At 68.6% G+C, this 23,930-nt stretch carries 20 protein-coding genes; 6 read left to right on the top strand and 14 right to left on the bottom strand.

Annotation, left to right across the window (positions count from 1 at the left end; all coding sequences use genetic code 11):
• Nucleotides 1-86: 86 nt before the first annotated feature.
• Nucleotides 87-953, top strand: coding sequence for a LysR family transcriptional regulator (locus tag LMA02_RS29780; RefSeq protein ID WP_228908628.1), 867 nt, complete (start codon nucleotides 87-89; stop codon nucleotides 951-953).
• A 66-nt stretch (nucleotides 954-1,019) separates the two neighbouring features.
• Here LMA02_RS29780 and LMA02_RS29785 read toward each other — a convergent pair whose 3' ends face one another.
• The gene (locus tag LMA02_RS29785) at nucleotides 1,020-1,508 is read right to left on the bottom strand and encodes a nuclear transport factor 2 family protein (RefSeq protein ID WP_228908629.1); all 489 of its coding nucleotides are present in this window, start codon (nucleotides 1,506-1,508) and stop codon (nucleotides 1,020-1,022) included.
• A gap of 64 nt (nucleotides 1,509-1,572) precedes the next feature.
• Nucleotides 1,573-2,757, bottom strand: coding sequence for an amidohydrolase family protein (locus LMA02_RS29790; RefSeq protein WP_228908630.1), 1,185 nt, complete (start codon nucleotides 2,755-2,757; stop codon nucleotides 1,573-1,575).
• A gap of 665 nt (nucleotides 2,758-3,422) precedes the next feature.
• On the opposite strand from LMA02_RS29790, the gene LMA02_RS29795 reads away from it, so the two are divergent.
• Nucleotides 3,423-4,049: a glycine zipper 2TM domain-containing protein gene (locus LMA02_RS29795; RefSeq protein WP_228908631.1), complete on the top strand. Its 627-nt coding sequence runs from the start codon at nucleotides 3,423-3,425 to the stop codon at nucleotides 4,047-4,049.
• Nucleotides 4,050-4,315: 266 nt separating this feature from the next.
• The gene (locus LMA02_RS29800; protein ID WP_228908632.1) at nucleotides 4,316-4,822 is read left to right on the top strand and encodes a GNAT family N-acetyltransferase; all 507 of its coding nucleotides are present in this window, start codon (nucleotides 4,316-4,318) and stop codon (nucleotides 4,820-4,822) included.
• Between the two features lie 52 nt (nucleotides 4,823-4,874).
• Here LMA02_RS29800 and LMA02_RS29805 read toward each other — a convergent pair whose 3' ends face one another.
• The gene (locus LMA02_RS29805; protein WP_228908633.1) at nucleotides 4,875-6,869 is read right to left on the bottom strand and encodes a glycoside hydrolase family 28 protein; all 1,995 of its coding nucleotides are present in this window, start codon (nucleotides 6,867-6,869) and stop codon (nucleotides 4,875-4,877) included.
• Nucleotides 6,870-7,193: 324 nt separating this feature from the next.
• Between LMA02_RS29805 and LMA02_RS29810 the strand changes: the two genes are divergently transcribed.
• Entirely contained in the window at nucleotides 7,194-8,552 is a 1,359-nt protein-coding gene (locus LMA02_RS29810; protein WP_228908634.1) for an aspartate aminotransferase family protein, read from the top strand.
• A 58-nt stretch (nucleotides 8,553-8,610) separates the two neighbouring features.
• On the opposite strand, the gene LMA02_RS29815 is transcribed toward LMA02_RS29810, so the two are convergent.
• The 5 genes from LMA02_RS29815 to LMA02_RS29835 form a co-directional block, all read right to left on the bottom strand.
• Nucleotides 8,611-9,897, bottom strand: a complete 1,287-nt coding sequence (locus LMA02_RS29815) for a serine hydrolase domain-containing protein (RefSeq protein WP_228908635.1) — start codon at nucleotides 9,895-9,897, stop codon at nucleotides 8,611-8,613.
• Nucleotides 9,897-11,093, bottom strand: coding sequence for a serine hydrolase domain-containing protein (locus LMA02_RS29820; protein ID WP_228908636.1), 1,197 nt, complete (start codon nucleotides 11,091-11,093; stop codon nucleotides 9,897-9,899). Before LMA02_RS29820 ends, LMA02_RS29815 begins: the two co-directional genes overlap by 1 nt.
• Nucleotides 11,094-11,157: 64 nt before the next feature.
• The gene (hydA, locus tag LMA02_RS29825; protein WP_228908637.1) at nucleotides 11,158-12,573 is read right to left on the bottom strand and encodes a dihydropyrimidinase; all 1,416 of its coding nucleotides are present in this window, start codon (nucleotides 12,571-12,573) and stop codon (nucleotides 11,158-11,160) included.
• A gap of 10 nt (nucleotides 12,574-12,583) precedes the next feature.
• Complete coding sequence (locus LMA02_RS29830; protein ID WP_228908638.1) at nucleotides 12,584-13,312, bottom strand: aspartate/glutamate racemase family protein; 729 nt, start codon at nucleotides 13,310-13,312, stop codon at nucleotides 12,584-12,586.
• Nucleotides 13,313-13,375: 63 nt separating this feature from the next.
• Nucleotides 13,376-14,674, bottom strand: coding sequence for an MFS transporter (locus LMA02_RS29835; RefSeq protein WP_228908639.1), 1,299 nt, complete (start codon nucleotides 14,672-14,674; stop codon nucleotides 13,376-13,378).
• Between the two features lie 172 nt (nucleotides 14,675-14,846).
• On the opposite strand from LMA02_RS29835, the gene LMA02_RS29840 reads away from it, so the two are divergent.
• The gene (locus LMA02_RS29840) at nucleotides 14,847-15,560 is read left to right on the top strand and encodes a GntR family transcriptional regulator (RefSeq protein WP_175714230.1); all 714 of its coding nucleotides are present in this window, start codon (nucleotides 14,847-14,849) and stop codon (nucleotides 15,558-15,560) included.
• A gap of 66 nt (nucleotides 15,561-15,626) precedes the next feature.
• On the opposite strand, the gene LMA02_RS29845 is transcribed toward LMA02_RS29840, so the two are convergent.
• Together LMA02_RS29845 and LMA02_RS29850 are read right to left on the bottom strand one after the other, a co-directional pair.
• Nucleotides 15,627-16,811: a M20 aminoacylase family protein gene (locus tag LMA02_RS29845; protein ID WP_228910029.1), complete on the bottom strand. Its 1,185-nt coding sequence runs from the start codon at nucleotides 16,809-16,811 to the stop codon at nucleotides 15,627-15,629.
• A gap of 38 nt (nucleotides 16,812-16,849) precedes the next feature.
• Complete coding sequence (locus tag LMA02_RS29850; RefSeq protein ID WP_228908640.1) at nucleotides 16,850-18,094, bottom strand: diaminopropionate ammonia-lyase; 1,245 nt, start codon at nucleotides 18,092-18,094, stop codon at nucleotides 16,850-16,852.
• A 181-nt stretch (nucleotides 18,095-18,275) separates the two neighbouring features.
• Between LMA02_RS29850 and LMA02_RS29855 the strand changes: the two genes are divergently transcribed.
• Nucleotides 18,276-18,752 (top strand): Lrp/AsnC family transcriptional regulator, encoded by a 477-nt coding sequence (locus tag LMA02_RS29855; RefSeq protein WP_228908641.1) that lies wholly within the window; start codon nucleotides 18,276-18,278, stop codon nucleotides 18,750-18,752.
• Nucleotides 18,753-18,754: 2 nt separating this feature from the next.
• Here LMA02_RS29855 and LMA02_RS29860 read toward each other — a convergent pair whose 3' ends face one another.
• The 4 genes from LMA02_RS29860 to mhpT form a co-directional block, all read right to left on the bottom strand.
• Nucleotides 18,755-19,372, bottom strand: coding sequence for a PolC-type DNA polymerase III (locus tag LMA02_RS29860; RefSeq protein ID WP_175741035.1), 618 nt, complete (start codon nucleotides 19,370-19,372; stop codon nucleotides 18,755-18,757).
• Nucleotides 19,373-19,603: 231 nt separating this feature from the next.
• Nucleotides 19,604-21,325 (bottom strand): tannase/feruloyl esterase family alpha/beta hydrolase, encoded by a 1,722-nt coding sequence (locus LMA02_RS29865; protein ID WP_228908642.1) that lies wholly within the window; start codon nucleotides 21,323-21,325, stop codon nucleotides 19,604-19,606.
• Nucleotides 21,326-21,353: 28 nt separating this feature from the next.
• Nucleotides 21,354-22,502 (bottom strand): porin, encoded by a 1,149-nt coding sequence (locus LMA02_RS29870; protein WP_228908643.1) that lies wholly within the window; start codon nucleotides 22,500-22,502, stop codon nucleotides 21,354-21,356.
• A gap of 63 nt (nucleotides 22,503-22,565) precedes the next feature.
• A complete protein-coding gene (gene mhpT, locus LMA02_RS29875) occupies nucleotides 22,566-23,771 on the bottom strand; it encodes a 3-(3-hydroxy-phenyl)propionate transporter MhpT (protein WP_166723266.1) in 1,206 nt (401 codons plus the stop codon).
• Nucleotides 23,772-23,930 lie beyond the last annotated feature (159 nt).

A 23,930-nucleotide genomic window follows, 5' to 3' on the forward strand; every position in this document is an offset into this window, starting at 1 on the left:
ACCGCGATTGCCCACGGTCTCCGGCCATGCTAAAAGTCGTCGCACGCATTTGGAAATGAAATGCTCGAATCCAGAAAAGTGCAGAAATGAATCGACCTTTGTTCGACCTCGACCTGTTGCGCGCACTCGTGATGGTCGCCGATTGCGGCAGCTTCACGACCGCGTCCGCGCGCCTGCATTCGACGCAGTCGACGGTCAGCCAGAAGGTGCGGCGGCTCGAGGAGATCGCCGGGCATCGCCTGCTCGACCGCGGCACGCGCGACGTGCGGCCGACCGATGCCGGCGTGACGGTGCTCAGCTACGCGCGGCGCATGATCGCGCTGAACGACGAGATGCTGGAAGCGCTGTCGGGCGCGACCGTCGCGCTCACGATCCGGCTCGGCGTGCCCGACGATTTCGCGGCGGGCCGCACGACCCATGCGCTCGCCGCGTTCAAGCGCGATCATCCGCAGGTGAAACTCGAAGTGACGTGCGGGCTGAGCCGCGACATCTGCGCGGCCTACGATCGCGGCGAGCTCGATCTCGTGCTGATCAAGCAGCGGCGCGACAGCCGCGAGGCGGTGGTGCGCTGGCCGGAGAAGCTGCGCTGGATCGACAGCGCGCGGCATCCGACGATCGAACTCGACCCGGTGCCGCTCGTCGTGTTTCCGCCGCGCGGGCTCTATCGCGACGACATGATCAAGGCGATCGAGGAACGCGGCCGCCGCTGGCGGATCAGCTTCACGACGTCGAGCCTGAGCGGCATTCAGGCGGCCGTCGCGGACGGGCTCGGCATCAGCGTGCTGCCCGCGCGCGTGGTGACCGACGAACACGTGGTGCTGACCGACGAGCACGGCGGCTTCGCGCCGATCGAGAACATGGACATCGCGATCCTGCATCGGCCGACGGCCGATCCGATGGTCAGCGAACTGACGAAAGCGCTCGCGGCGATGCTCGAACACGAGCCGGAATAAGCGCAGCCGTCGCGATGCGGATCGGCGTCGACGGAGCAGCGGCGTAACCGTGGAAGACCGCGCCCGTCAGAACATCGTGTTCCCGTTCGCCGCATGTTCGGGCACCGGCTGGTTCACGTCCCAGTGCTCGACGATCTTGCCGTGCTCCAGCCGGAAGATGTCCATGATCGCGCTACCGCGCGTGCCGGGCTCGCGCACCGCATGCACGTGCAGGATCACGTAGTCGCCGTCGACGAACGCGCGCTTGATCTCGCTGTGCGACTGCGGATATTTGTCGCGCAGGAACGCGACGAACTTGCGGAAACCGTCGCGGCCGTCGGCCGCGTTCGGGTTGTGCTGCACGTACTGGTCGCCGACATACGCGAGCGCGGCATCGGCATCCTTCTCGTTCAGGCCTTTCTCGTAGAACGCCAGCACCGTGCGGCGATTCGCTTCCTGCTGCGCTTGATCCGGTCCGGCCGCCGCCGCGTGCGCGGCCGTCACCGCGAACGTCGCCGCGGCCATCCATCGCGTCCATCGCGCGGCGCGTGCCGCCATCGTGCGTGTGTGTCGCATCGTCGTCTCCCGCAGGATCAGGCTGAAAGAGCCCGATCATACCCGGCGCGATGCAGCACCGCGCTCAGACCAGCACGCCGTTGCGCGCGACGATCCGCCCCGACGACACGACGAGCCGACGCGTCGGCCGCGCGACGACGGCCTCGGCGAACGTCAGCGCATCGACGAGCACGACGTCCGCACGCTTGCCGGCCTCCAGCCCGTAGTCGGCGAAGCCGCAACCGCGCGCCGCGCTGTGCGTCACGCAGTCGAGTGCGACTTCGAGCGCGTCGTCGCGACGGAAATCGTTGCGCATGCCGATCAGCATCGCGCGCTCCAGCATGTCGGGCGAACCGTACGGCGTCCACGTATCGCGCACGCCGTCGTTGCCGCCGATGACGGTCACGCCGGCCGCGCGGCAGGCGACGACCGACGGCACCGGCACCGCGGCCGGCGCGGTCGTGACGATCGCGACGCCGAGTTCGGCCATCCGCGCGAGCAGCGCATCGCGCTCACGTTCGGCAACGTCGCCGAGGCAGAAGCCATGGCTGATCGTGACCTTTCCCTGCATGCCGAGCGCGGCCGTGCGCTGCAGGATCAGGTCGAGCGAGTACGCGCCCATCGACCCGCGCTCGTGGAGGTGCAGGTCGAGCCCGCGGCCGTAGCGCTCGGCGATTCCGAACAGCACGTCCACCGCTTCGACCGGATCGCCTTCGATCGCGCACGGGTCGAGGCCGCCGAGCAGGTCGGCGCCCGCGCCGAGCGCGTCGGACAGCAGCGCAGCGGTGCCGGGCCGCTTGAGCACGCCCGACTGCGGAAACGCGACGATCTGGATGTCCACCTGGCCGCGCAGTGTCTCGCGCGTCGCGAGCACGCCGTGCAGATGCCGCAGCCCGGCATCGGTATCGACGTCGACGTGCGTGCGGATGCGCGTCGTGCCGGCCGCGAGGAACGCGCGCGCCAGCGCGAGCGACGCGGCGCCCGCATCGTGGCCACTCGTCGCGCGGTAGTTGCGCTCGTTCTCGATGCGGTCGACGAGGCGCGGCCCCACCGCGTTGCGATACCACGGCATGCCCCAGTGGGTCTTGTCGAGATGCGTGTGGCCTTCGACGAGGCCGGGCAGCGCAAGCGCGAGCGCGCCGTCCTCGATCGCGCAGCCCGCGGGCGCGTCGAGCGACGGGCCGACGCGCGCGATGCGCTCGCCTTCGATCAGGATGTCGAGCGCTTCGTCGGCGTGCGTGCGGACGTTGCGGATCAGCAGGTTCGTCATGTCGGTTCCGGGGTGGTCGGTCAGAGCAGGGCCGTCACGATGCACGCACCATGACGGCGGTCAGGTCGTGATCGCGTGAAACGCAGCGCCGGCGCGGACAGGGGAAGCAACCGCGGCCGGCGCAGCGCGACCGGTGGCAGGGAATGCGGTCACGATATCGGACGGGGCCGACCGAGGCCAATTAAATGTCGCGATGCCGCGCATTCGATTTCGCGATGCGCGGCGCGCATGCTCGGCTGACCGGGCGCGACGATGGGGCGGGATCGCGGCGGAAGCGGCGGAAGCGGTGGAAGCGGCGGTAGCGGTGGAAGCGGCGGTAGCGGCGGTAGCGGTGGAAGCGGTGGAAACGGCGGAGACGGCGGAAACGGCGGAAACGGCGGAAGCAGTGGAAACGGCGGAAGCAGTGGAAGCGGCGGAAGCGGCGAAAAGGCCAACCGTCGCGCAGCGCGCCGCGTCACCGGAATATGAGCGCCGGGAGGCCACGTCGCGCCGTGTCGGGCGCCCACTTCAACGCCCCGCCGTGCCGGCGAGTTGCTCGGCAACAGACTTTACACGTTGTTACCCGGCCGCACCGGACGCGCATCCGCCCATTCCTTATACTCACGCCGAGTTCGCCACCCGTCCCGGAATCCGTCGGCGAACACGTTGCCGATGCAGGAACCATCATGATGCGCATGCCTTCCACGAAGACCGTTCTGTTCGCCTCGCTCGTCGCCGTGGCGGCGCTTCCGCTGACCGCCTGCGTCGCGCCCGGCTACTATGGTGCGCAACCCGGCTATCCGCAGCAGCAATACGCGACGCCCGGCTACGCACAGCCCGCGTATTCGCAACCCGGCTACGTGCAGCCGCAGCAGCCAGCCTATCCGAATCAGGCGCCGCAGTACGACCAATACGGCAACCCGCAGCCTTACGGCGGCCAGTACGGCAACGGCTACGGCGCGCAATACGGAACGCAATACGGCACGGTCGCGAACATCCAGCCGGTCAACGGCTCGGTCGGCACGTCAGGCGTGGCCGGCACCGTCGTCGGGGCGCTGGTCGGCGGCGTGCTGGGCAACCAGTTCGGCCGCGGCCACGGCCGCGATGCGGCTACCGTGATCGGCGCGCTGGGCGGCGCCGTCGCCGGCAACCAGATCGGCCAGCAGATGGGCGCGGCCCAACCGCCGAGCAGCTACCGGATCGACGTGCGGGTCAGCGACGGCTCGACGCGCTCGTTCGACGTGCAGTCGCCCGGCGACCTGCGCCCGGGCGATCGCGTGCAGATCAACGGCAATCAGCTGTCGCGTTATTGATCCAGACCGCATGCGCCTGACCTGATCGGGCGCATCGCGCGGATTGCGCGCCCTCGACGCCGCGCGCCGCCGCGGCGCGCCAGCGAGCGCGCTCCACTTCATCTCCTTCCTTCTGTCTGCGCAGCACGCTTGCCGCGCAGACACGTCACCGCCAGCTTCCGCACACCGCCGATACTCGCGCGCGCAACCCGTTTGCGCTTAGCATTGTCGATGCCCTGCCGCGCATCGCGCAGCAGATTCCGACACCCCAACAAGAACCGCATCCGATGATCACGATCCGCCTGCTCGACGCCGCCGATGCGGCGCAGTTCCAGTCCGTGCGCCTGCGCGCAATCGACACGTCGCCGACCTCGTTCCTGCCGACCCGCGACGAAGAAGCCGGCATCACGGTCGACGAATTCGCGACGCGCATCACGCCGAGCGGCGTGCGGGCCGTGTTCGGCGCGTTCGACGGCGCAACGCTCGTCGGCATCACGGGCGTGCGCCGCGATCCACGGGCGAAGGTCGCGCACAAGGCGGTGATCTGGGGCGTGTTCGTCGATCCTGCGTATCGCGGGCGCGGCATCGCGCAATCGCTGCTCGACAGCGCGACCGCGCATGCATCGCAAGCCTGGCAATGCAGGCAACTGATGCTGTGCGTCAACGAGATCAACGGCACCGCCGAACGCCTGTACGCATCGCAAGGGTTCGTGCGGTTCGGCACGGAACCGCGCGCGCTGCTCATCGACGGCCGCTTCTACGACGAGCACCACATGGTCAAGACACTGGCGTAACGCGTTCGCGTGCATCGACCGGCCGCACGCGAACGCGTGCTCGCGCGTTCCGTCACCGCGTGTCGGTGACCGTCATGTTGACGGCCTGCCCGGCGATCGTCACGTTCGTCAGCGTCATCGCGCTCACGTTGAACGCGTAGATCGGCCCCGGCGACGTGACGGTCGGCGTGCCCGACGCGACCGGCGTGCCGAAGTCGCAGTTGCTGATCGTCACGCCGGAGATCGGCTGCACGGCCGGCGTCGGCGGCGTGCCGTTGTAGTCGAACGCGACCGGCCCCTGCGCGACGATCGCCTGGAAGCACGACGCGGTCACGCCGTTCAGCGTCACGTTGCTCGCTTTCACGTCGGAGATCGTCACGTTCTGCACGACCGGCGGCCGCGTGCGCACGGCGTCGTTCGCGGGCTGGTAGTCGCAGTCGAACGTGACGATGCCGCCCTGCGCAGCCGACGGATTGCCGGCCGACGGCGTCGCCACGCCGAGCGGCACGCTCGCGTTGACCGGGCTGCCCGCGAGCAGCGCGCTGCCGTAGCCGCCGCCCTTCAGCGTCACGCCGTTCGGCAGCGTGACGCCCTTCACGTGGAAGTCCTTCACGTAGCCGCCCCGGTTCATGTTCGTCTTCACGCGAATCGCGATGTTCAGCGGGTTGGTCTGCCAGTTCGCGTTCAGCATCGACAGGTTGGTCGCGTAGATCTGCTCGACGCCGCCGCCCATCTCGCTGCCGAGCGTGATGCCGCCGTGCCCGCTGTTCATCGTGCAGTTACGGATCAGGTGCCGCTTCGCGGGGCCGTACTCCGTGTCGCGGTCCTTGCCCGACTTGATCGCGATGCAGTCGTCGCCGGTGTTGAACGTGCAGCCTTCGCACAGCACGTCGGTGCACGCGTCCGGATCGAAGCCGTCGTTGTTCGGGCCGATGCTGTTCGTCGTCACGCCGCGCATCACGACGTTGCGGCTCGCGGTCGGATGGTGCTGCCAGAACGGCGTGTTCTGCGTCTGGTAGTGCTCCATCAGCACGTTGGTGCAGCCGATGAATTCGACCATGCACGGCCGCAGGTAGTGACCGAGGCCGAAGATGCGCTGCTCGACCGGCACGCCGGCCTCGGACAGCGCGGGCAGGTAGTTCTGATCCTGCTGCCACGGCGTGACGGGCGACGTGAGCAGCGCATAGAGCGCGTCGGGGATCGCGGGCGCGACGATCCGCAGGTCGACGTTGTTCGGATTCGCATAGTTCTGGGCCGGCACCGTCGCGCCGGCACCGTATGCACCCGACGAACCCTTGTAAGTCCACCAGCACACGCTGCTGCTGCCGGTGCCGGAGAACGGCGTCATCGCCTGTCCGTTCAGCACCGACGTCGGTCCTTCGCCGGTCAGCGCGATGTTCGTCGCGTTGCGCGCATAGACGGGTGCGCCGTAGTTCAGGCAGTCGTTCGCCTGCCAGCGGCTGTAGTACAGGCGGCCGTTCGCACCGCAGTCGACCGGGCCGTCCTTCGCGTAGTCGGCCGGGTTCGGGCTGAAGTAGATCGTGCAGTTCGCGCTGAGGTGGAAATTCACGTTGCTCTGCAGCACGATCGGCCCCGCGCAGTACCAGTTGCCGGGCGGCACGACCACGCGGCCGCCGCCTGCGCGCACGCACGCGTCGATCGCCGCGAGAAACGCCGGACGCGAGTCGAACGCGCCGGGCGCGGTCGTCAGTTCGGAACCGGGGCTGACCGGAGATTTCGCCGCCGGGTAAGGCGACGTCTGCGCGACGGTCGCGCACGCGCGTGCGCCGTAGTGCGTGACGTCGAAGTCGTGCCTGCGGAACGCGAGACGCGACACATGCGCGAGCGATGCCGCGATGCGCGCCGCCGCACCGTGCTCGCCCCAGATCAGGTCGACCGCCGCATGGGGCGACGTGCCGGCCGCAAACGCGCGGGTCGCCGCGAGCGGTCCGCCGAGTGCGGCGCCGCCAGCGAGCGCGCCGGTCCAGCCGATGAAGTCGCGACGCGATACACGCCGCGACGCGGGCGATCGGACAGACGAAGACGAACGGCGACGGTTTGCGGCCATGGGCACTCCTTCAATGGTGGGGGGATCGATGCGCCGGACGGCGGATCACGATTCATACGTCGTCGGACTACATCGCGCAGTCTAGACGCGATCGAAGCCGCGGATGTATCTGTCGTTTACCCTGTTTTACCGGCTTAACATCGAATATGTGAGCACGCACTCACTTTTTGATCCACACACAAAGATATATGTTGTCGTATCTTTATGCGCAAAAACTCGATGTCTGACGGCGACGCGGTCGAGCCCGAATCGACCGCGTGCGTGGAATATGACAAGCTCGCGGGGGCCTCACCCGTCCATTCCAACCCGTCACAGGAGCCTCAATTGCAGACCCGACACGGAGTCGACCTCATCCGCGCCCGCGCGCTGTTCGATCGCGAGCGGCGTGCATTCACCGAAGCCATGCCGACCTCCCGCGCGTTGTCCGCGGAAGCCGCCGAGCATTTGCTGTTCGGCGTGCCGTTGCACTGGATGCAGGACTGGTCGACCCCGTTCTCGCTCGTCGTGAAGGAGGCGCGCGGCGCGACCTTCACCGACGTCGACGGTCATCGCTACGCGGACTTCTGCCTCGGCGACACCGGCGCGATGTTCGGCCATGCGCCCGAGCCGGTCGCGCGCGCGCTCGCCGACCAGGCGACCCGCGGCTACACGACGATGCTGCCGAGCGAGGACGCCGCCTGGGTGTCGCGCGAACTCGCGCGCCGCTTCCGGCTGCCGGTCTGGCAGTTCGCGCTGAGCGCGAGCGACGCGAACCGCTTCGTGCTGCGCTGGGTGCGCGCGGCCACCGGCCGCAACACGATCGTCGTGTTCAACGGCTGCTATCACGGGACCGTCGACGACGTGTTCGTCGATCTCGTCAACGGCCGCCCCATGCAGCGCGACAGCCTGCTCGGGCAATCCTACGACCTGCTCGCGAACACGCGCGTCGTCGAGTTCAATGATCTCGACGCGCTCGAAGTGGCGCTGAAGGACGGTGATGTCGCATGCGTGCTCGCCGAGCCCGCGATGACGAACATCGGGATGGTGCTGCCGGAGCCGGGCTTCTGGGAGGCGGCGCGCGCGCTGACGCGCCGCTACGGCACGCTGCTCGTGATCGACGAAACGCATACGATCAGCAGCGGCCCGGGCGGCTACGCTGCCGCGCACGGCCTGGAGGCGGACGCGCTGGTGGTCGGCAAGCCGATCGCCGGCGGCGTGCCGTGCGCGGTGTACGGTTTCAGCGCCGAATTCGCGGAACGCGCGAAGCAGGCGAAGCTGAACGCGCCGCCCGGCCATTCCGGGATCGGTACGACGCTCACCGCGAACATGCTCGCGATGCGAGCGATGCGCGCGACGCTCGCCGAAGTCGCGACCGACGCCGCGTATGCGCACATGTTCGAACTGGCCGCGCGACTCGCCACCGGGCTCGAACAGGCGATCGCGAAACACGGTCTGCCGTGGTGCGTGACACGCATCGGCGCGCGCACCGAGTTCCAGTTCTCGCCCACGCCGCCGCGCAACGGCACGATCGCGGGCGAACAGCTCGACAGCGAACTCGAGCACATCGTGCATCTGTACCTGCTGAACCGCGGCGTGCTGATCACGCCGTTCCACAACATGATGCTCGTGTGTCCGCAGACGACGGCCGACGACGTCGACACGCTCGTCGCGCAGTTCGACGCGTGTCTGGGCGAGCTGGCGTGATGTGACGAGCGGCGCGTCGAGCTCGCCGGCATGCGCGAGCCCGACGCCTGCACCCAAGCTACTTCGGCAGATCCGTCGGATCGACCTGCGTGCCCGGCACGCCTGCAGTGCGTGCGCTCACTTCAAGCTCGTCGCGCAACGCCGCGCGCGTATCGCCACCGCCCGGACCCTGCGCCGACGCAGCGCCACCGTCGAGCGCCGGCAGGATGTAGCCGTTCACCATCCGGCGGAACAGCTTCACGTTCTCCGCGTCGCGCAGGCCGCCGTCCACCGGCAGCACGCCGGTCATCACGATCACCGTATTGCGCTTCGGCAGCACCGTGATGAATTGCCCCTTGAAACCCATCGCGTCGAATTCGGGCTCGCGCTCGACGATGTTGTTGATCCACCAGTAGTAGCCGAAATGCGGCGACACGCGCGGCGCCGTCATCTGTGCGATCCACGCTTGCGGCACCACCTGCCGCCCCTGCCAGCGCCCGCCGTCGAGCACGAGCATGCCGATCTTCGCCATGTCGACCGCGCGCAGCCGCAAGCCCCAGCCGGCCGACACGAGCCCCGTGCGGTCCGCGCGTTCCCATGCGGCCCGCTTCATGTCCAGCGGGCCGAACAGATGCGTCTGCGCATAGCGCTCGACGGGCTCGCCGGCCGCCGCGCTCAACATCGCCGATGCGAGGATCGGGTTCACGTCGGTGTACTCGAACGCGGTGCCGGGCGCGACCTTCGGTGCGGCCGACGCGGCGAGCTTCAGCCGGTCCGGCGCGGTGTAGTAGATCGGATCGTCCTTCGGGCTGAAGTCGTAATGCAGCCCGCTCGACATCGACAGCACGTGCGTCAGCGCGATGCCGCGCTTGTCCGCGAGCGCGCCGCCGAGGTCGGGGCGCCATGCGGCGAGCCGCGCGGCCACCGGCTCGTCGAGATGCACGGCCCCGCGATCGACCAGGATGCCGGCGACGAGCGACGTCACGGCCTTCGTCACCGAGTACAGCTCGTAGGTCGAATCGCGCGACGCATTCGCACCGTAGCGCTCGAAGATCAGCTTGCCGTCCTTCACGACGAGCAGGCTGTACACGTCGAGCTTCTGCTCGCGGATCCAGCGCGACAGGTCGACGAGCTTGCGCGAATCGACGCCGGCGTCTTCGGGTGCGGCCGCCGCGAGGCCGGTTTCATGCAGCGGCGGCAGCGCGTCGGCCGCGTGCGCCGCAGACAGCATCGGCACCGGCGAAAGCGCACCGCCGCCGATCAGCAGCGCCGCGAGCCGCGCGAGCAGCCGGCGCACGAGAGGCGCTGCGGGCCGCCGCGCATCGGGCCACGCGGGTAATTGGCCAATGACGTTCGTGATCCTCATCAAATCTCCGGTGCATCGTTGAACGCGGCGGCGGTACCGGGCACGCCCTTCGTCTGCCGGCTGCGCGCCAGTTCGTCGCGCAGCGCCTGCGTGGCCTGCACGCTTTCGACCGGCGGCCGCGCCGGCGTGAGCGCCGGCAGGATGTAGTCGCCGACCATCCGCCGATACAGGTTCAGGTAGGTCGCATCGCGCAGGCCGCCATCCGTCGGCAGCAGGCTCGTCATCACGACGACCGCGCGCTGCGCGGGCAGCACCGTGATGAACTGCCCCTTGAAACCCATCGCGCCGAATTCCGGCGTGCCGTGCTCGACGACATGACTGATCCAGCAGTAATAGCCGTAATCGGCCGCGGCAGGCGACGGCGTCGTCATCTGCCGGACCCAGCCGGCCGGCACGATCGGCTTGCCGTTCCAGCGGCCCTGGTCGAGCAGCAGCATGCCGATCTTCGCCATGTCGATCGCGCGCAGCCGCAGGCCCCAGCCGCCCGCCACCGCGCCGGTACCGTCGGCGCCACTCCAGCGGTAGTGCGCGAAGCCGAGCGGCGCGAACAGCCGCTTGCGCGCGAAGTCGTCCTCGCGCTCGCCCGCGGCGATCGACACGGCCGTGCCGACCAGCACCGGGTTCACGTCGATGTAGTCGAAATGCGCGCCGGGCGGCTGCGCGGCACGGCTCGTCACCGCGACGCGCAGCCGGTCGGGCGCGTCGTAATACAGCGGATCGGTGCCTTCGCGCGTCGTGTAGCGCAAGCCGCTCGACATCGACATCAGGTGCCGCAGCTCGATGTCCTGCTTGTCCGCGAGTTCGCTCGCGAGATCGGGCCGCGCGGCGCCGATCAGCGGCGCGATCTTCGTCGACGGGCCGAGCTTGCCCTCGCCGTCGAGGATGCCGGCGAGCAGCGCGGTAATCGTCTTCGTCACCGAATAGAGCTCGTAGTTGTTGTCGCGCGTGAGGCCGTCGCCGTAGCGCTCGAACACGATCTTGCCGTCCTTCACGACGACGAGGCTGCGTACATCCATCCGGTCGCGGCGCAGCCATTCGGACATCCGCACGAGCGGCGCCGAATCGACGCCCGCCGCTTCGGGCACCACGCTCGGCAGATCCTGCGGCGCGCTACCGGCGGCCAGCGCCGGGCCGCCGCACGACCCGGCGACGATCGCGACGGCCGCGATGCCGCGCATTGCTTGGGAAACGCTCATCGTTGCTCCTGTTGAAATGCGCAACCGCCGTCTCCGGCGGCACGTCACATCACGTGCCGTGACGTCAGTCGAGACACGGTTTGCCGGCCGGCAGGAACTGTCCGCGCCCCGGCTCCGCCGCGAGCAGCCGGCCATCCTCGACGAGCAGCTCGCCACGCGACAGGCAATGACGCGGCCAGCCCGTCACCTCGATCCCTTCATAAGGCGTGTAGTCGACCGCATGATGAAGCGACGCATTCGCGATCCGCACGCGCTTGTCCGGATCCCATACGACGATATCCGCATCGGCGCCGACCGCGATCGTCCCCTTGCGCGGATACAGCCCGTACAGCTTCGCGGGCCGCAGCGACGTCAGCTCGACGAACTGGTGCAGCGATATCCGTCCGTTGCGCACGCCGTCGAACAGCAGCGGCAAGCGCGTCTCGAGCCCCGGAATTCCGTTCGGAATATGGTCGAACGAAACGGCATGGCCGCCCGGATGCTTGCCGCACGGATCGTCGTAGTTGAACGGCGCATGGTCCGAGGAAAACACCGAGAACACGCCCTGCTTCAGCGCCTTCCACACGGCCTGCTGGTTCGCCGGGTCGCGCGGCGGCGGACTGCACACGCACTTTGCGCCTTCGTAGCCGTCGTGACCGCCGTGGCCGAGATCGTCGGCCGTCAGGTACAGGTACTGCGGGCAGGTTTCGGCCAGGATCGGCAACCCGCGCGACTGCCCCCAGCGGATCTGCTCGATCGCTTCCGCACCCGACACGTGCACGATCAGGATCGGCACGTCGACCAGTTCCGCAAACGCGATCGCGCGATGCGTCGCCTCGCGCTCGACCACGGCCGGCCGCGCCTGCGCATGGAAATGCGGCGCGACGTGGCCGTCGCCGAGCAGCCGCTCGGTCAGCCAGCCGATGCAGTCCGAGTTCTCCGCATGCACCATCACGAGCGCGCCGTGCTCGCGCGCGACCGACAGCACGTCGAGCATCTGCCGGTCGTTCAGCTTCAGGTCGTCGTAGGTCATGTACACCTTGAACGACGTATAGCCGTTCGCGATCAGCCGCGGCAGCTCCTCGGCCAGCACATGCGGCGTCGGATCGGCGACGATCAGGTGAAAGCCGTAGTCGATCAGCGCGCGCCCTTGCGCGCGCCGGTGATAGTCGTCGACGGCCGCCTGCAGCGACTGCCCCTTCGCCTGCGCGGCGAACGGAACCACGGTGGTCGTGCCGCCGCACAGCGCGGAGCGCGTGCCGGACAGGAAGTCGTCGGCCATCTTCAGTCCGTCGGGCATCGGCTGGTCGAGATGGCAGTGCGCATCGACGCCGCCCGGCATCACGAGCAACCCGCTCGCATCGAGCTCGCGCGGCGCGCGCGGCAGCCCGTGGCCGAGCATGGCCACGCGCCCCGCGCGGATGCCGATGTCGCACGAGAACCGGTCCGCCGCCGTCACGACGTCCGCGTGACGGATTACGAAATCGAGATCGTTCGACATGACGCGCGCCTCAGATCACGTCGCTGAAGAGACGCCCCCAGCCCTTCACTTGCCGCGTGTCGTAGTCGGCGAGCTGCAGCGACTTCCACACGACGGTCGAGATCGTGTCGTAGATCGGGATGCCCGTCTCTTCCTCGAGCGCGGGCACCAGGTGCGCGGCGTTCAGGTTCGTGCAGAAGATCGAGATCGCGCGCGGGCCGGCCTCCGCGACTTCGCGCACCATTGCGCCGATCTGGTCGCCCGTCACTTCGGAGAACGAGAAATTGACCTTCAGGTTCAGGTGGCGCTCGGCGACGCAGTCCAGGCCCGAGCGGCGGTAGTTGTCGACGATCTTCGTCTGCACGTCGTCGAGATACGGCGTGACGAGGCCGAACTCGTGTGCGCGGGTCTTCTTCAGGATCTCGTTGAGCGCGAGCACCGAGGTCGTGGCCGGAATGCCGGTCGCTTCGGTGATGCGCTCGCACAGCCGCTCGTCGGCCTCGAAGCCGAGCCAGCCGGACGACGTGCCGTTCCACGCGATCACGTCGACCTTCGCATCGGCGAGCAGCATCGCGGCCTGGATGATCTTGTCGTCGTCGAACTGGCCGAGCGCCTGGCCCGTCAGCGAGATCTCGGTGACCGGAAAGCGCGCGAAGTGCGCGGACACGCCCGGCAGCCCGGCGACCATCGCGCTCGTCAGCGGCTCGAGCGACGTGTTGGAGGAAGGCGTGAGCATGCCGAGCAGGGTACGTTTCTTCATGATGAGGTTCTCTCTACCAGTGAATGCAATCAATGCGGTGAAAAGGGTCGGTCAAGGGGTCGGTCAGACCGGGAGCTTGTTTTCGTAGTCGATCGCGCTGGAGCACACGAGCAGGCCGACGCCGGCCGCCGCGAACACCATCAACGCAAGGAAGTAGGAACCGGTGAACTGCACGATCGCGCCGACGAGGATCGGCACGGTGACGCCGCCGAGGTTGCCGCCGAGGTTCATGAGGCCGCCGAGGAAGCCGATCTTGTTACGCGTGCCGAGCGACGACGGGATGCACCAGTACAGGCCGCACCAGCGCAGGAAGAACAGCGTCGACGACAGCAGCGCGACGCACACCACCGGGCTCTTCACATAGGCGACGGAAAAGATCGACACGGTCGCGATCACCGCGGCGATGCCGAACAGCGTGCGCATCACGACGTTCGGGCGGCCGCCCGCGGCTTTCCACTTGTCGGCGATCCAGCCGCCGAGCAGCTCGCCGATGAAGCCGCAGAAAAAGATAATGAAAGTCGAGCCGCCCATCTGCTTGATGTCGAAGCCGTGCACCTTGTGCAGGTAGTTCGGCATCCACGTGAGCAGCCCGTAGAACACGCTGTTGAAGCACATCCAGCCGAAGAACATGCACCACACCGAGCGGTACTTGAAGAAGTCGCGCGAGCGGCCCGACGCACCGGCCGGCTCGGCCGCGAGATCGCTCGCGTGCGACGCCTCGATGTAGTCGGCTTCGAGGTCATTGACGCCCGGATGCTCGCGCGGCGTATTGCGGATGTAGTGCCACGCGAGGAAACCGGCGAGCACCGTGCCAACGCCGGCCACCGCGAACGCGAGCCGCCACGACCCGAGCAGCGCGATCAGGCCGGCGATCAGCACCGCGCCCAGGGCCGCACCGAGCGGCGCGCCGCCGTCGAGCAGCGTGGCGCCGCGGCCGCGCTCGGTCTGCGTCATCCAGATCGCGTTGAGCTTGCCGCCAGCCGGGTAGATCGGCGCTTCGGACGCACCGAGGCCGAGGCGGGTGAGCAAGAGCGACGGTGCGTTCGTGCACAGCGCGGCGATCGCCTGGAAGAAGCCCCAGAACACGGTCGCCATCGCGATCACGATGCGCGGCTTGAACCGGTCGGCCAGCATCCCGCCCGGGATTTGCATGACCGCATAGGTCCAGAAAAACGAACTGAGGATCAGACCCTCCATCGCCGGCCCGATGTGGAACTCCTGCGAGATGTAAGGCATGGCGACGGACAGCGACGCGCGATCGACGTAGTTGATCGCGATGAGGCTCAGCATGACGACGAATATCTTCCAGCGGACGGCGGACTTGCCGACCGTCATGGCAGCGACACCGGAGGTTGAAGACATGGACGGACTCCAGGGATGGACGAGGATGATCAGGACGTCGCGCAACGTTGAGCCGAGTATAGGATTAGAAATTTATAATTACAGTTATCGTAAACGATTGGTTTTATTGAATTTGTTTTGTCACTGCGATGGTGCAGGGTAAGCCCCGATATCGTGATAAGCTCGCACCATCATGAGCCAGACACCCCGCAATCCCCTCCTTCTGCGCACGCGCGGCATGGCCGCGGAGATCGCCGCGCGCCTGCGCGTGATGATCGACGAGGGCGAATTGCCGCCCGGCGCGCGCATCGACGAAAAAGAGCTGAGCCTCGCGTTCGACGTGTCGAAGACGCCGCTGCGCGAGGCGCTGAAGGTGCTCGTCGCGGAAGGCGCCGTCACGCATCGCCAGTACATCGGCTATCGGGTCGCGTCGATCGACGTCGACGATCTCGTCTCGACGTTCGAGCTGCTGCACGGGCTCGAGGCGATGGCGGGAGAATTGCTGCGCAAGCGCATCGGCGCGTCCGCGCTCGCCGCGCTGCAGGCGAAGCACCGGCGGATGGTCGAGTGCCACGAGGCCGGCAAGCGGGTCGAATATTTCCGGCTGAACCAGCAGATCCACCAGATGATCATTGACGCGGCGGGCAACCCGGTGCTGTCGGGCATCTATGCGTCGCTGATGTCGAAGGTGCACCGCGCGCGCGGCGCCGCGAACGCCGACACGCTGCGCTGGGCCGAATCGCTGAACGAGCACGAGGAAATCATGGCAGCGCTCGCCGATCCCGACCATGCGGTGCTGCCACAGGTGCTGCGCCGCCATTCGGAGAACACCGCGCGCGAAGTGCTGGCGATCCTCGATCGCACCGGCACCGCCGACGCGCCCGGCAAGCGGGCGGCCCGCGCGTAGCGGCCTGCCGAACGAACGCACAAACGCACGACCGAACCGGCCGCGTGGCGGCCCACCAGCGCCGCGCTACGCGGCCTTCAACGCGCGCCGCGCCACTTCCGCGAAATAGCGCGCGCCGACCGGCAGGATCTCGTCGTTGAAATCGTACGTCGCGTTGTGCAGCGGCACGCCGCCGTGCCCGGCCGCTTCGCCGTTGCCGATGAACACGAAGTTGCCCGGCACCGCCTGCAAGAACGCGCCGAAGTCTTCCGAGATCATCATCGGCTGCACGTTGGGGTTCACCGCGTCGGCGCCCGCGACCTGCGCGGCGGCATGCACGGCCGTGTCGACCCATTCCGGAGAATTCACCGTCGGCGCGAACTCGTGCGTGTACTCGAACGTGCAGGTCGCGCCGTGCGTGCGGCAGATTCCGTCGCTGATCTCGCGCATCCGCGTTTCCAGCAGCGCCTGCACGTCGCGCGAATAGCTGCGCGTGTCGCCCTTGATCGTCACCGTCGACGGAATCACGTTGCGCAGCCCGTCGGTGATGAACTCCGTGCACGAGATCACGGCCGGCTGGCCCGGATCGAGATTGCGCGACACGATCGTCTGCAGCGCGAGCACGATCTGCGAACCGATCACGATCGGATCGATGCCCATGTGCGGGCGCGCCGCATGCGTGCCGCGCCCGTCGATCCGGATCACGAAGTTGTCCTCGCTCGCCATGATGCCGCCCGCTCGCGTCGAGAACGTGCCGGCGCGCATGCCCGGCATGTTGTGCGCACCGAAGATCGCGTCCACCGGAAAGCGCTCGAACAGGCCGTCGGCCATCATCGCCTTCGCGCCGCGCCCATGCTCCTCGGCCGGCTGGAAAATGAAGCGCACCGTGCCGTCGAAGCCCTTGCGCTCGGCCAGCAGCCGCGCGGCGCCGAGCACCATCGACATGTGGCCGTCGTGCCCGCACGCGTGCATCTTGCCCGGCGTGCGCGACGCATGTTCGCGGCCCGGCGCGTGCTCAGCGATGTTCAGCGCGTCCATGTCCGCGCGGATGCCGATCGCGCGCGTGCCGGTGCCGACCGTCAGGTTCGCGACGACGCCCGTGCCGCCGATCCCGCGATGCACGTCGAGCCCGAGCGTCGTCAGGATCCGTGCGACGTAGTCCGACGTGTTCACTTCCTCGAAGCCCGTCTCCGGGTGTTGGTGCAGATGCCGGCGCCAGGTCTTCAGCTGCCCCTGCAGCGTGCTTTCTTCCGTTGCGTCGATTGCGTCCATCGTGCTTGCCTCGTCGATCGTCATGTCGTTCGGTTCGCTCAGGCCATCGCGGCCGCGTGGTTCAGCCAGTCGCGCTGGCGCGCGAGCACCGCGTCGGCCGTGTCGCCGGCGCACTGCCGGTAGACAGACGGCGCAGTCGCGCCTTCCGTGTTGATCGCCAGCACGCGCGAATGCGCATCGAGCCCCGCCTGACGCGCCAGCGCCGGGTCGCGCATCAGCACGGTCAGCCCCGCGATGCCCGCCGCGCCCGATTCGCCGGACACGAACGGCACGTCGCGCGCGCTGCCGGCGGCCAGCGCACGCATCGCCCGCACTGCGTCGTCGTCGTCGATCAGCATGAAGTGGTCGATGCTCGGCTCGAGGAAGTCCCATGCGAGCGGCGACGCCTCGCCGCACGCGAGCCCGGCCATCACCGAGTCGACGCTGCCGGTCGCCTTCGTCGCGCGCCCGGCGAGCGCGCTCTGGTACAGGCAATCGGCCTGGCGCGGCTCGACGACGATGAAATGCGGCCGCCGCACGCCAGCGTGCTCCCAGAGATAGCTCGCGATGCCGGCCGCCAGACCGCCGACGCCGCCCTGCAGGAACACGTGCGTGAACGGCCGGCCGCCATCGTCGGGATCGTCCGCCCGCTGCTGCGCGAGCGCTTCGGCCGCGATCACGCCGTAGCCCTGCATCACGTCGCGCGGAATCGCTTCGTAGCCGTCGTACGACGTATCCGACACCACGTGCCAGCCGTTCTCGTGCGCGAGCCGCGCGGCGTGCACGACCGATTCGTCGTAGTTGCCGGCGATCCGCACGATCCGCGCGCCGTGCGCGGCGATCGCGTGCTCGCGCTCCGCGTCGACGTGCGCATGCAGCACGATCACGCAGCGGCAACCGATCGCGCGCGCAGCGGCGGCCAGCGCGCGGCCGTGATTGCCGTCGGTCGCGCTGATCACCGTGAGGTCGGCCAGCGACGCCGCGTAGCGGCCCGTGACGAGCCCTTGCGGATCGAGTTCCTCGCGGGGCCGCAACCGCTTCACCAGCCGCATCAGCGCGATCGGCGCGCCGAGCGCCTTGAAGCTGCCGAGCGGCGAGCGGCACGCCTCGTCCTTCACGCTGACGCTCGCGACGCCGAGCCGCGCGGCGAGATCCGGCAGCATGCGCAACGGCGTGCGCGCGGCGCCGACGAGCGGCCAGTGCGACAGCCACGCGCCGCTCTCGTCGGCCGCCGCGATGTTCATGACGCGGCGCAGCGTATCGGGATAGTCGGTGCGCGACGCACGGGGGTTGGCGATCAGCATGGCGGGAAGGGCTCCGGAAAAGGGCCGCGCGGGCGGCCCGTCAGTGGGTGCGGTGCGGGCGCATACGGGTTGCGCTCGCCGTCGGTCCGAAAAATAATATTGCGCGGGCCGGTCAAAAAAATCTCCAAATCGACGGACCGGACGCAAAAATTTCTCATTCTTTCGAGGTTGCCGCGCCATCATGCCCACCCCACTCGATGCATTCGATCGCAAGCTGCTGATGGAAGTCCAGCGCGACGCGCACACGCCGCAGAATGAACTCGGCGCCCGCGTGAACCTGTCGACCGCCGCCGTGAACCGCCGCCTGCGGCGGCTCGCGGACGACGGCGTGATCGAGCGCTACACGGCGGTGGTCGCGCCGGACAAGGTCGATCATCCGCTGACGATCGTCGTGAACGTGGAGGTCGAGAGCGAGCAGATCGATCTGCTCGACGCGATGAAGCGGACCTTCGAGCGCTGCCCGCAGATCCAGCAGTGCTACTACGTGACCGGGGAATGGGATTTCGTGCTGATCCTGGCCGTGCGCAACATGGATCAGTACAGCGCGCTCACGCGCGCGCTGTTCTTCGCGAACAACAACGTGAAGCGGTTCAAGACGCTGGTGAGCATGAGCCGCGTGAAGGTCGGGCTCGAGGTGCCGGTGGACCTCGACGCGTGACGTCAGCGCCCGTCGGCGGCCAATGACCCGAAAAACGTCGCGACCTTGGCCTTGCTCGTCGTCTGCAAGCGCGACATGAGCCCGTGATCGATGTGCCGCAGGCCGTAAGTCGCGCCGATGTCGCGCTGCAACCGGCACCACAGATGGCTCGCGATCTCCGCGTCGACCATCGCCCGGTGAGCGCGGCCCGTCTGCGGCAAGCGCAGCATGTCCGCCAGGCTCGACAAGCGGTGACTCCGCGCGTGCGGATAGATGCGCCGCGCGACGAGCATCGTGCACGCAAACGCATGCTCGGCCGCCATGCCGAGCATCCCGAGCTCGGCCTGCCAGAACCGCTTGTCGAAGCCGGCGTTGTGCGCGACGACCGGATGGTTTCCGACGAACGCGGCGGCTTCCTTCATGACCGTCGACACCGGCGGCGCCGACGCAATCATCTCGTTCGTGATCCCGGTGAGCGCGACGACGTCGGACGGAATGCGGCGTCCCGCGTTCATCAGGCTCTGGTAACGGTCGACGATCTCGCCGTCGCGCAGAAGGATCACGGCGATCTCGGTCGCCCTGTCGCCCAGGTTCGGAGAAAGCCCGGTGGTTTCGAAGTCCAGTACCGCTACGGTTTGCATGGTTGAATCGGAGGAAAGATACCTGGCGAGGAACGTCGGTCAGCACGCGTCGCGCCGACAAGAAAGCGCCATAGTATCCCGGGACGCCGCCTGCGGCGGCAAACGCCCTCGTCACGCGCGGCTCACCGCCGTTTTTTTCCCTGCGCACCGGCGCGCGCGCCATTGCCGCGGCGGAACCACGGCGGATGGTCCGATCCACGTACCCATCGGCACATCCGCACACCCGCTACGTCAGCGACAACTGAAGCTCGCCGCCGAGTTCACGTCGCCCGAGCCGTTGTAGCGCGCGACCTGCGGATACGGGCACAGCGGACGCGTGCGGCCGGCCCCCCACGAGCTCGGCACGTCCGCATTCGGCACCGCGTTCGTCGCGTCGCGCGCGGTGGCAACGACGGCGGCGGGCGCCTGCCCCTGCTCGACCCACGCCACGAGCGGCGTCAGCATGTCGAACTGGTCGGCCGCCGGCCCGCCCGCGCAGTGGTTCATCCCCGGCACCGGATAGAAGCGCGCAAAGCTCGACGCATCGCCGCCGTTTGCCTGTGCGACCTGCGCATACCAGTCGCGCGTGTCGTTGAACGAGAACACCGGATCGCCGGTACCGTGATAGACGAGCAGCTTCGCGCCGCGCGACTTCAACGCGGACAGGTTGGTCTCGTCGGGCGGCGTCATGAACGACCACGACGATTGCGTGTACACGCCGTTCGTCGCGAAGATCGCCGGCGCGTCGTTGTCCATGTCGAAGCCGAGCGCGAAGCCGGCGAGGTTCGCGAGCGTGGCGGCGGTTTTCGGCGGGGTCATGAACGTGAACGCCATCGCGGCCGGGTCGAGCGTGATCGAATTCGACTGCTTCCAGCCGGCCCAGCCGGCGGCGGCCACACCCGGATCGTACGGAAAGCTCGCGTAGAGCGCTTTGCCCGCGCTGTTGCGCGCACCCGCGAACACGTTCTCGAGCGCGCTCTTCTGCGCGGTCGTCAGGCAGGCTCCGGTGCGCGTGCCGTTCGCGCAGGCCGGGATGTCCGTCTCGACGCTGAAGTGCGCCTGACAGGCGGCGACGTCCTGCACCATGCCGTCCGTCGAGCCGTCGAGCGCATCGCACTTGTCGAGAATCTTCGCGCCGACGAACTGGCGCTCCGCGTCGTTGAAGCCGCTGCGGATGTCCGGCAGCCCGTTCGAGCCGGTGGCGGACGCGATCTTCGCGAACTGCTGCGCGCCGTACATCTCGCCGATCGCCGCCTTCGGCAGGTGAAAGCCCGGGTCGCCGGCGATGATCCCGTCGTAGTCGGCCGGGTTGCGCACGGCCGTGACCATCGCGTGACGGCCGCCGTTCGAGCAGCCGCCGAAATAGCTGCGGTCGGGCGCCTTCCCGTACGCGAGCCGGATCACCTGCTTGGCCATCGGCGTGAGCGCATCGACCGCGCCGTAGCCGTAGTCGAGCCGCGCCTGCGGATCGAGGCCGAACAGCGGGTTCTGCGCGGCGCTGTGCCCGGAATCCGAGCTGATCACCGCGAAACCCATGTTCAGCGCGTCGGTCAGCGGCCCGCCGCCGCCGATCTCGCCGGTCGCGGTTACGACGTTGCCGTCGAGGCCGCCGTTCGCCTGATAGAAGAAGCGGCCGTTCCACGCCTTCGGCAAGCGCATCTGGAAGCCGATCGCGTAGGTGTTGCCGTCCACCGCGCTCACGCGCTCGTTCATCTTGCCGGCGATCACGCAGTGCTCGGCGATCGGCTTGCCGGCCACCGTCAGCGCGCCGGCGGCCGCGGTCGTCACCGATGTGAACGACGTGTTCGCATACGCGAGCTTCGCGGCGAGCGCGTCGCAGGTCTGCGTCATCGCGGCCGGCGTCGCGGCGCTCAGATGCGTCGGCGCGGAGCTGACCGAATCGTCGCCGCCGCAACCGGCGAGCATGGCCGCCGACAGCGGCGCGATACAGAGGAATGCAGATTTTCTCTTCACGATATCTCCCGTTCGTCAGGCTGCCGAATCAGAACATGTGCCGGACGCCGACCATCGCGCCGAGCTGCCCCATCCCCTGGCCGGGCGTCGTGCCGGCCCCGCCGCCGCTGACCGCGTAGCGCGCATGCGCGCTGTTCCACAGATACGACGATTGCGCGTAGACGGCCGTGCGCTTGGTCAGCAGATAGGTCGCGCGCAGCGTGGCCATCGTCGCGCGCGTGTCGTGCGCACTGTTGACGATCCGGTAGCCTTCGCCGTCGACGACGAAGTCGGGCTTGATCGCATACGACGCGTCGAGAAAGAACAGGTCCGAATGCGCGCCGGCCGCGGCCGGCGAACCGGTCGACACGCGCCGCCCGATCCAGCCCGCGCCGATGCGCGCGCCCGCCGCCTGCGCGTAGGCGCTCACGTGCGTGCGTGCATCCTTGCCGCCGCTGCTGGTGAAGGCGACCGGCGCGACGCCGTCGAAGAAGTTCGCGGCGGCGCCCGTGCCGCCGCGCTGCTCCTCGTACGACGCCGCCGCACCGAAATACGCGCTGTCGTACTTGAGCATCACCGACCAGTTGCGGCATTGCACCGCGTCGCCCGGCACCTGCCCCGCGCACGTGCCCTGCCCCGGCGAGTTGCCGGTGCCCGCGCCGTCGCGACCGAACGAATACGCGGCGCCGAGCGTCACGCCGCGATACGTGCCGACGTAGGTCACCGCGTTGTCGGCGCGGCCGTTCGGCACGTACGCGTCGAACGAGCCGAGCCCGTAGATGTCGGGGCCGATGATGTCCGCGCCCTGCAGCGCGAGATACGTCATCGTGTACTGGCGGCCGAACGCGAGCGTGCCGAAGCCGCTCTTCAGCCCGACGAACGCCTGCCGCCCGAACAGCCGCCCGCCCTGCCCGAGATCGCCGCCGCGCACGTTGAACCCGCTTTCGAGCGTGAACACCGCCTGGTAGCCGCCGCCGAGATCCTCGGTGCCGCGCAGGCCCCAGCGTGACGGCAGCTCGCCCGTCACGCCCGGCATGCGCACGACGTGGTCGCCGGCCGCGTTCGCGTGCGACACGAACTCGACGCCCGTGTCGATGATTCCGTACAGCGTCACGCTCGACTGCGCGTGCGCGCCGGGCGCGGCGAGCGCGCAGCAGGCGCCGGCGGCCAGCAGGCCGTTCCTGGTTTTCGTGTTCATTCGTTGTGTCTCCAGACCTTGAGTAGGCGCGCTCTGATGGCGCGCATCGAAAAACCGTGAAAGTCAGTCGCCTGCTTGCGGGCGGCGAATCAGCACCAGCGCGGCGACGGCCGCGACGAGCGTGACGGGGATGCTCGCGCCGATCACGACCGGCGCGCTGCGACCGGCGGCCAGCAGCGTCGCGGCCGCGAGCGGCCCGACGACGGAACCGAGCCGCCCGACCGCCACCGCCGCGCCGACGCCCGTGCCGCGCATCGCGGTCGGGTAATAGATCGCCGCGAGCGCATACAGCACCGATTGCCCGCCGACCACGAACATCCCGGCGGCAAACGCGGCCGCCGCGAGCGACGCGAAGCCGGGCGCGGCCGAGAGCGCGGCAAGCGACAGCACGATCCCGACATACATGCCGCCGACCACGCGCGACGCGCGCATCCGGTCGAGCGCCGCGCCGATGCCGAGCGCGCCGAGCCCCGCGCCGACGTTGAACGCGATCTGCACGAGGCCGACATGCTCGCGGTCGAGCCCGCGCGCGGCCATCAGCGACGGCAGCCAGTTCAGCAGGAAGTAGAGGACGATCAGCGTGCAGAAGTAGCTGATCCACAGCGCGAACGTCGACGTCGTGCGGCCATCGCCGAACAGCGTGTGCGCGACGCTGGTACGCGCGGCCGGCGTGCCGGCGACGTCGAGATACGCGCGCGATTCCGGCAGGCACCACGCGAGCAGCGGCACGAGCAGCAGCGGCCCGGCGCCGCCGACGTAGAAGATGTGCCGCCATTCGGTGTCGCCGGCGAGCAGCACGCCGATCAGCGACGCGATCACGCCGCCGAACGGAATGCCGCAATACATCGTCGCCACCGCGCTGCTGCGCGAGCGCGGCTCGACCGCTTCGGACGACAGCGCGATCAGGTTCGGCATCGCGCCGCCGAGGCCGATGCCGGTCAGCACGCGCACGACGACGAGCATCCAGAAGCTCGACACCTGCGCGGTCGCGATCGACAGCAGCCCGAACAGCACGGCCGACGCGATCAGCACACGCTTGCGGCCGATCCGGTCGGCGAGCCGCCCGCCGAGCATCGCGCCCGGCAGCAGCCCGAAGGTGCCCGCGCTGAACGCGATACCCATCTGCGACACGGTCAGCCCGAATTCACGCGCCATGCGCGGCGCGGCGACCCCGACCGACTGCAGGTCGAGCCCTTCGAGGAGTGCAACCGCGAAACACAGCGCGAGCGTGGTCGCGACCGTGGATTTTTCGGCAACGTAAGTGTTCATCCTGTCTCCAATCCCATGTCTTGTCGTCGGTCGGCCCTGCAACGGCCGCCGCGCGCCGCCGCCGGCTAGTGGCGGATCGGCGCGCGAGGTGTCGTCCGAACGGCCGCCTTTATCAGGCAACCTGATTCGCTGGCCGCAAGAATGCCTGCCGGTGTCGTG

Source organism: Burkholderia sp. B21-005 (genome assembly GCF_020843965.1).
Classification (GTDB): domain Bacteria; phylum Pseudomonadota; class Gammaproteobacteria; order Burkholderiales; family Burkholderiaceae; genus Burkholderia; species Burkholderia ambifaria.

What these genes read in the sequence shown, in the direction of transcription:
- LMA02_RS29780 (WP_228908628.1), top strand. Translation starts at nt 87, where the DNA reads ATGAATCGACCTTTGTTCGACCTCGACCTGTTGCGCGCACTCGTGATG.
- LMA02_RS29785 (WP_228908629.1), bottom strand. Translation starts at nt 1,508, where the DNA reads ATGCGACACACACGCACGATGGCGGCACGCGCCGCGCGATGGACGCGA.
- LMA02_RS29790 (WP_228908630.1), bottom strand. Translation starts at nt 2,757, where the DNA reads ATGACGAACCTGCTGATCCGCAACGTCCGCACGCACGCCGACGAAGCG.
- LMA02_RS29795 (WP_228908631.1), top strand. Translation starts at nt 3,423, where the DNA reads ATGATGCGCATGCCTTCCACGAAGACCGTTCTGTTCGCCTCGCTCGTC.
- LMA02_RS29800 (WP_228908632.1), top strand. Translation starts at nt 4,316, where the DNA reads ATGATCACGATCCGCCTGCTCGACGCCGCCGATGCGGCGCAGTTCCAG.
- LMA02_RS29805 (WP_228908633.1), bottom strand. Translation starts at nt 6,869, where the DNA reads ATGGCCGCAAACCGTCGCCGTTCGTCTTCGTCTGTCCGATCGCCCGCG.
- LMA02_RS29815 (WP_228908635.1), bottom strand. Translation starts at nt 9,897, where the DNA reads ATGAGGATCACGAACGTCATTGGCCAATTACCCGCGTGGCCCGATGCG.
- LMA02_RS29820 (WP_228908636.1), bottom strand. Translation starts at nt 11,093, where the DNA reads ATGAGCGTTTCCCAAGCAATGCGCGGCATCGCGGCCGTCGCGATCGTC.
- hydA (WP_228908637.1), bottom strand. Translation starts at nt 12,573, where the DNA reads ATGTCGAACGATCTCGATTTCGTAATCCGTCACGCGGACGTCGTGACG.
- LMA02_RS29830 (WP_228908638.1), bottom strand. Translation starts at nt 13,312, where the DNA reads ATGAAGAAACGTACCCTGCTCGGCATGCTCACGCCTTCCTCCAACACG.
- LMA02_RS29835 (WP_228908639.1), bottom strand. Translation starts at nt 14,674, where the DNA reads ATGTCTTCAACCTCCGGTGTCGCTGCCATGACGGTCGGCAAGTCCGCC.
- LMA02_RS29840 (WP_175714230.1), top strand. Translation starts at nt 14,847, where the DNA reads ATGAGCCAGACACCCCGCAATCCCCTCCTTCTGCGCACGCGCGGCATG.
- LMA02_RS29845 (WP_228910029.1), bottom strand. Translation starts at nt 16,811, where the DNA reads ATGGACGCAATCGACGCAACGGAAGAAAGCACGCTGCAGGGGCAGCTG.
- LMA02_RS29850 (WP_228908640.1), bottom strand. Translation starts at nt 18,094, where the DNA reads ATGCTGATCGCCAACCCCCGTGCGTCGCGCACCGACTATCCCGATACG.
- LMA02_RS29855 (WP_228908641.1), top strand. Translation starts at nt 18,276, where the DNA reads ATGCCCACCCCACTCGATGCATTCGATCGCAAGCTGCTGATGGAAGTC.
- LMA02_RS29860 (WP_175741035.1), bottom strand. Translation starts at nt 19,372, where the DNA reads ATGCAAACCGTAGCGGTACTGGACTTCGAAACCACCGGGCTTTCTCCG.
- LMA02_RS29870 (WP_228908643.1), bottom strand. Translation starts at nt 22,502, where the DNA reads ATGAACACGAAAACCAGGAACGGCCTGCTGGCCGCCGGCGCCTGCTGC.
- mhpT (WP_166723266.1), bottom strand. Translation starts at nt 23,771, where the DNA reads ATGAACACTTACGTTGCCGAAAAATCCACGGTCGCGACCACGCTCGCG.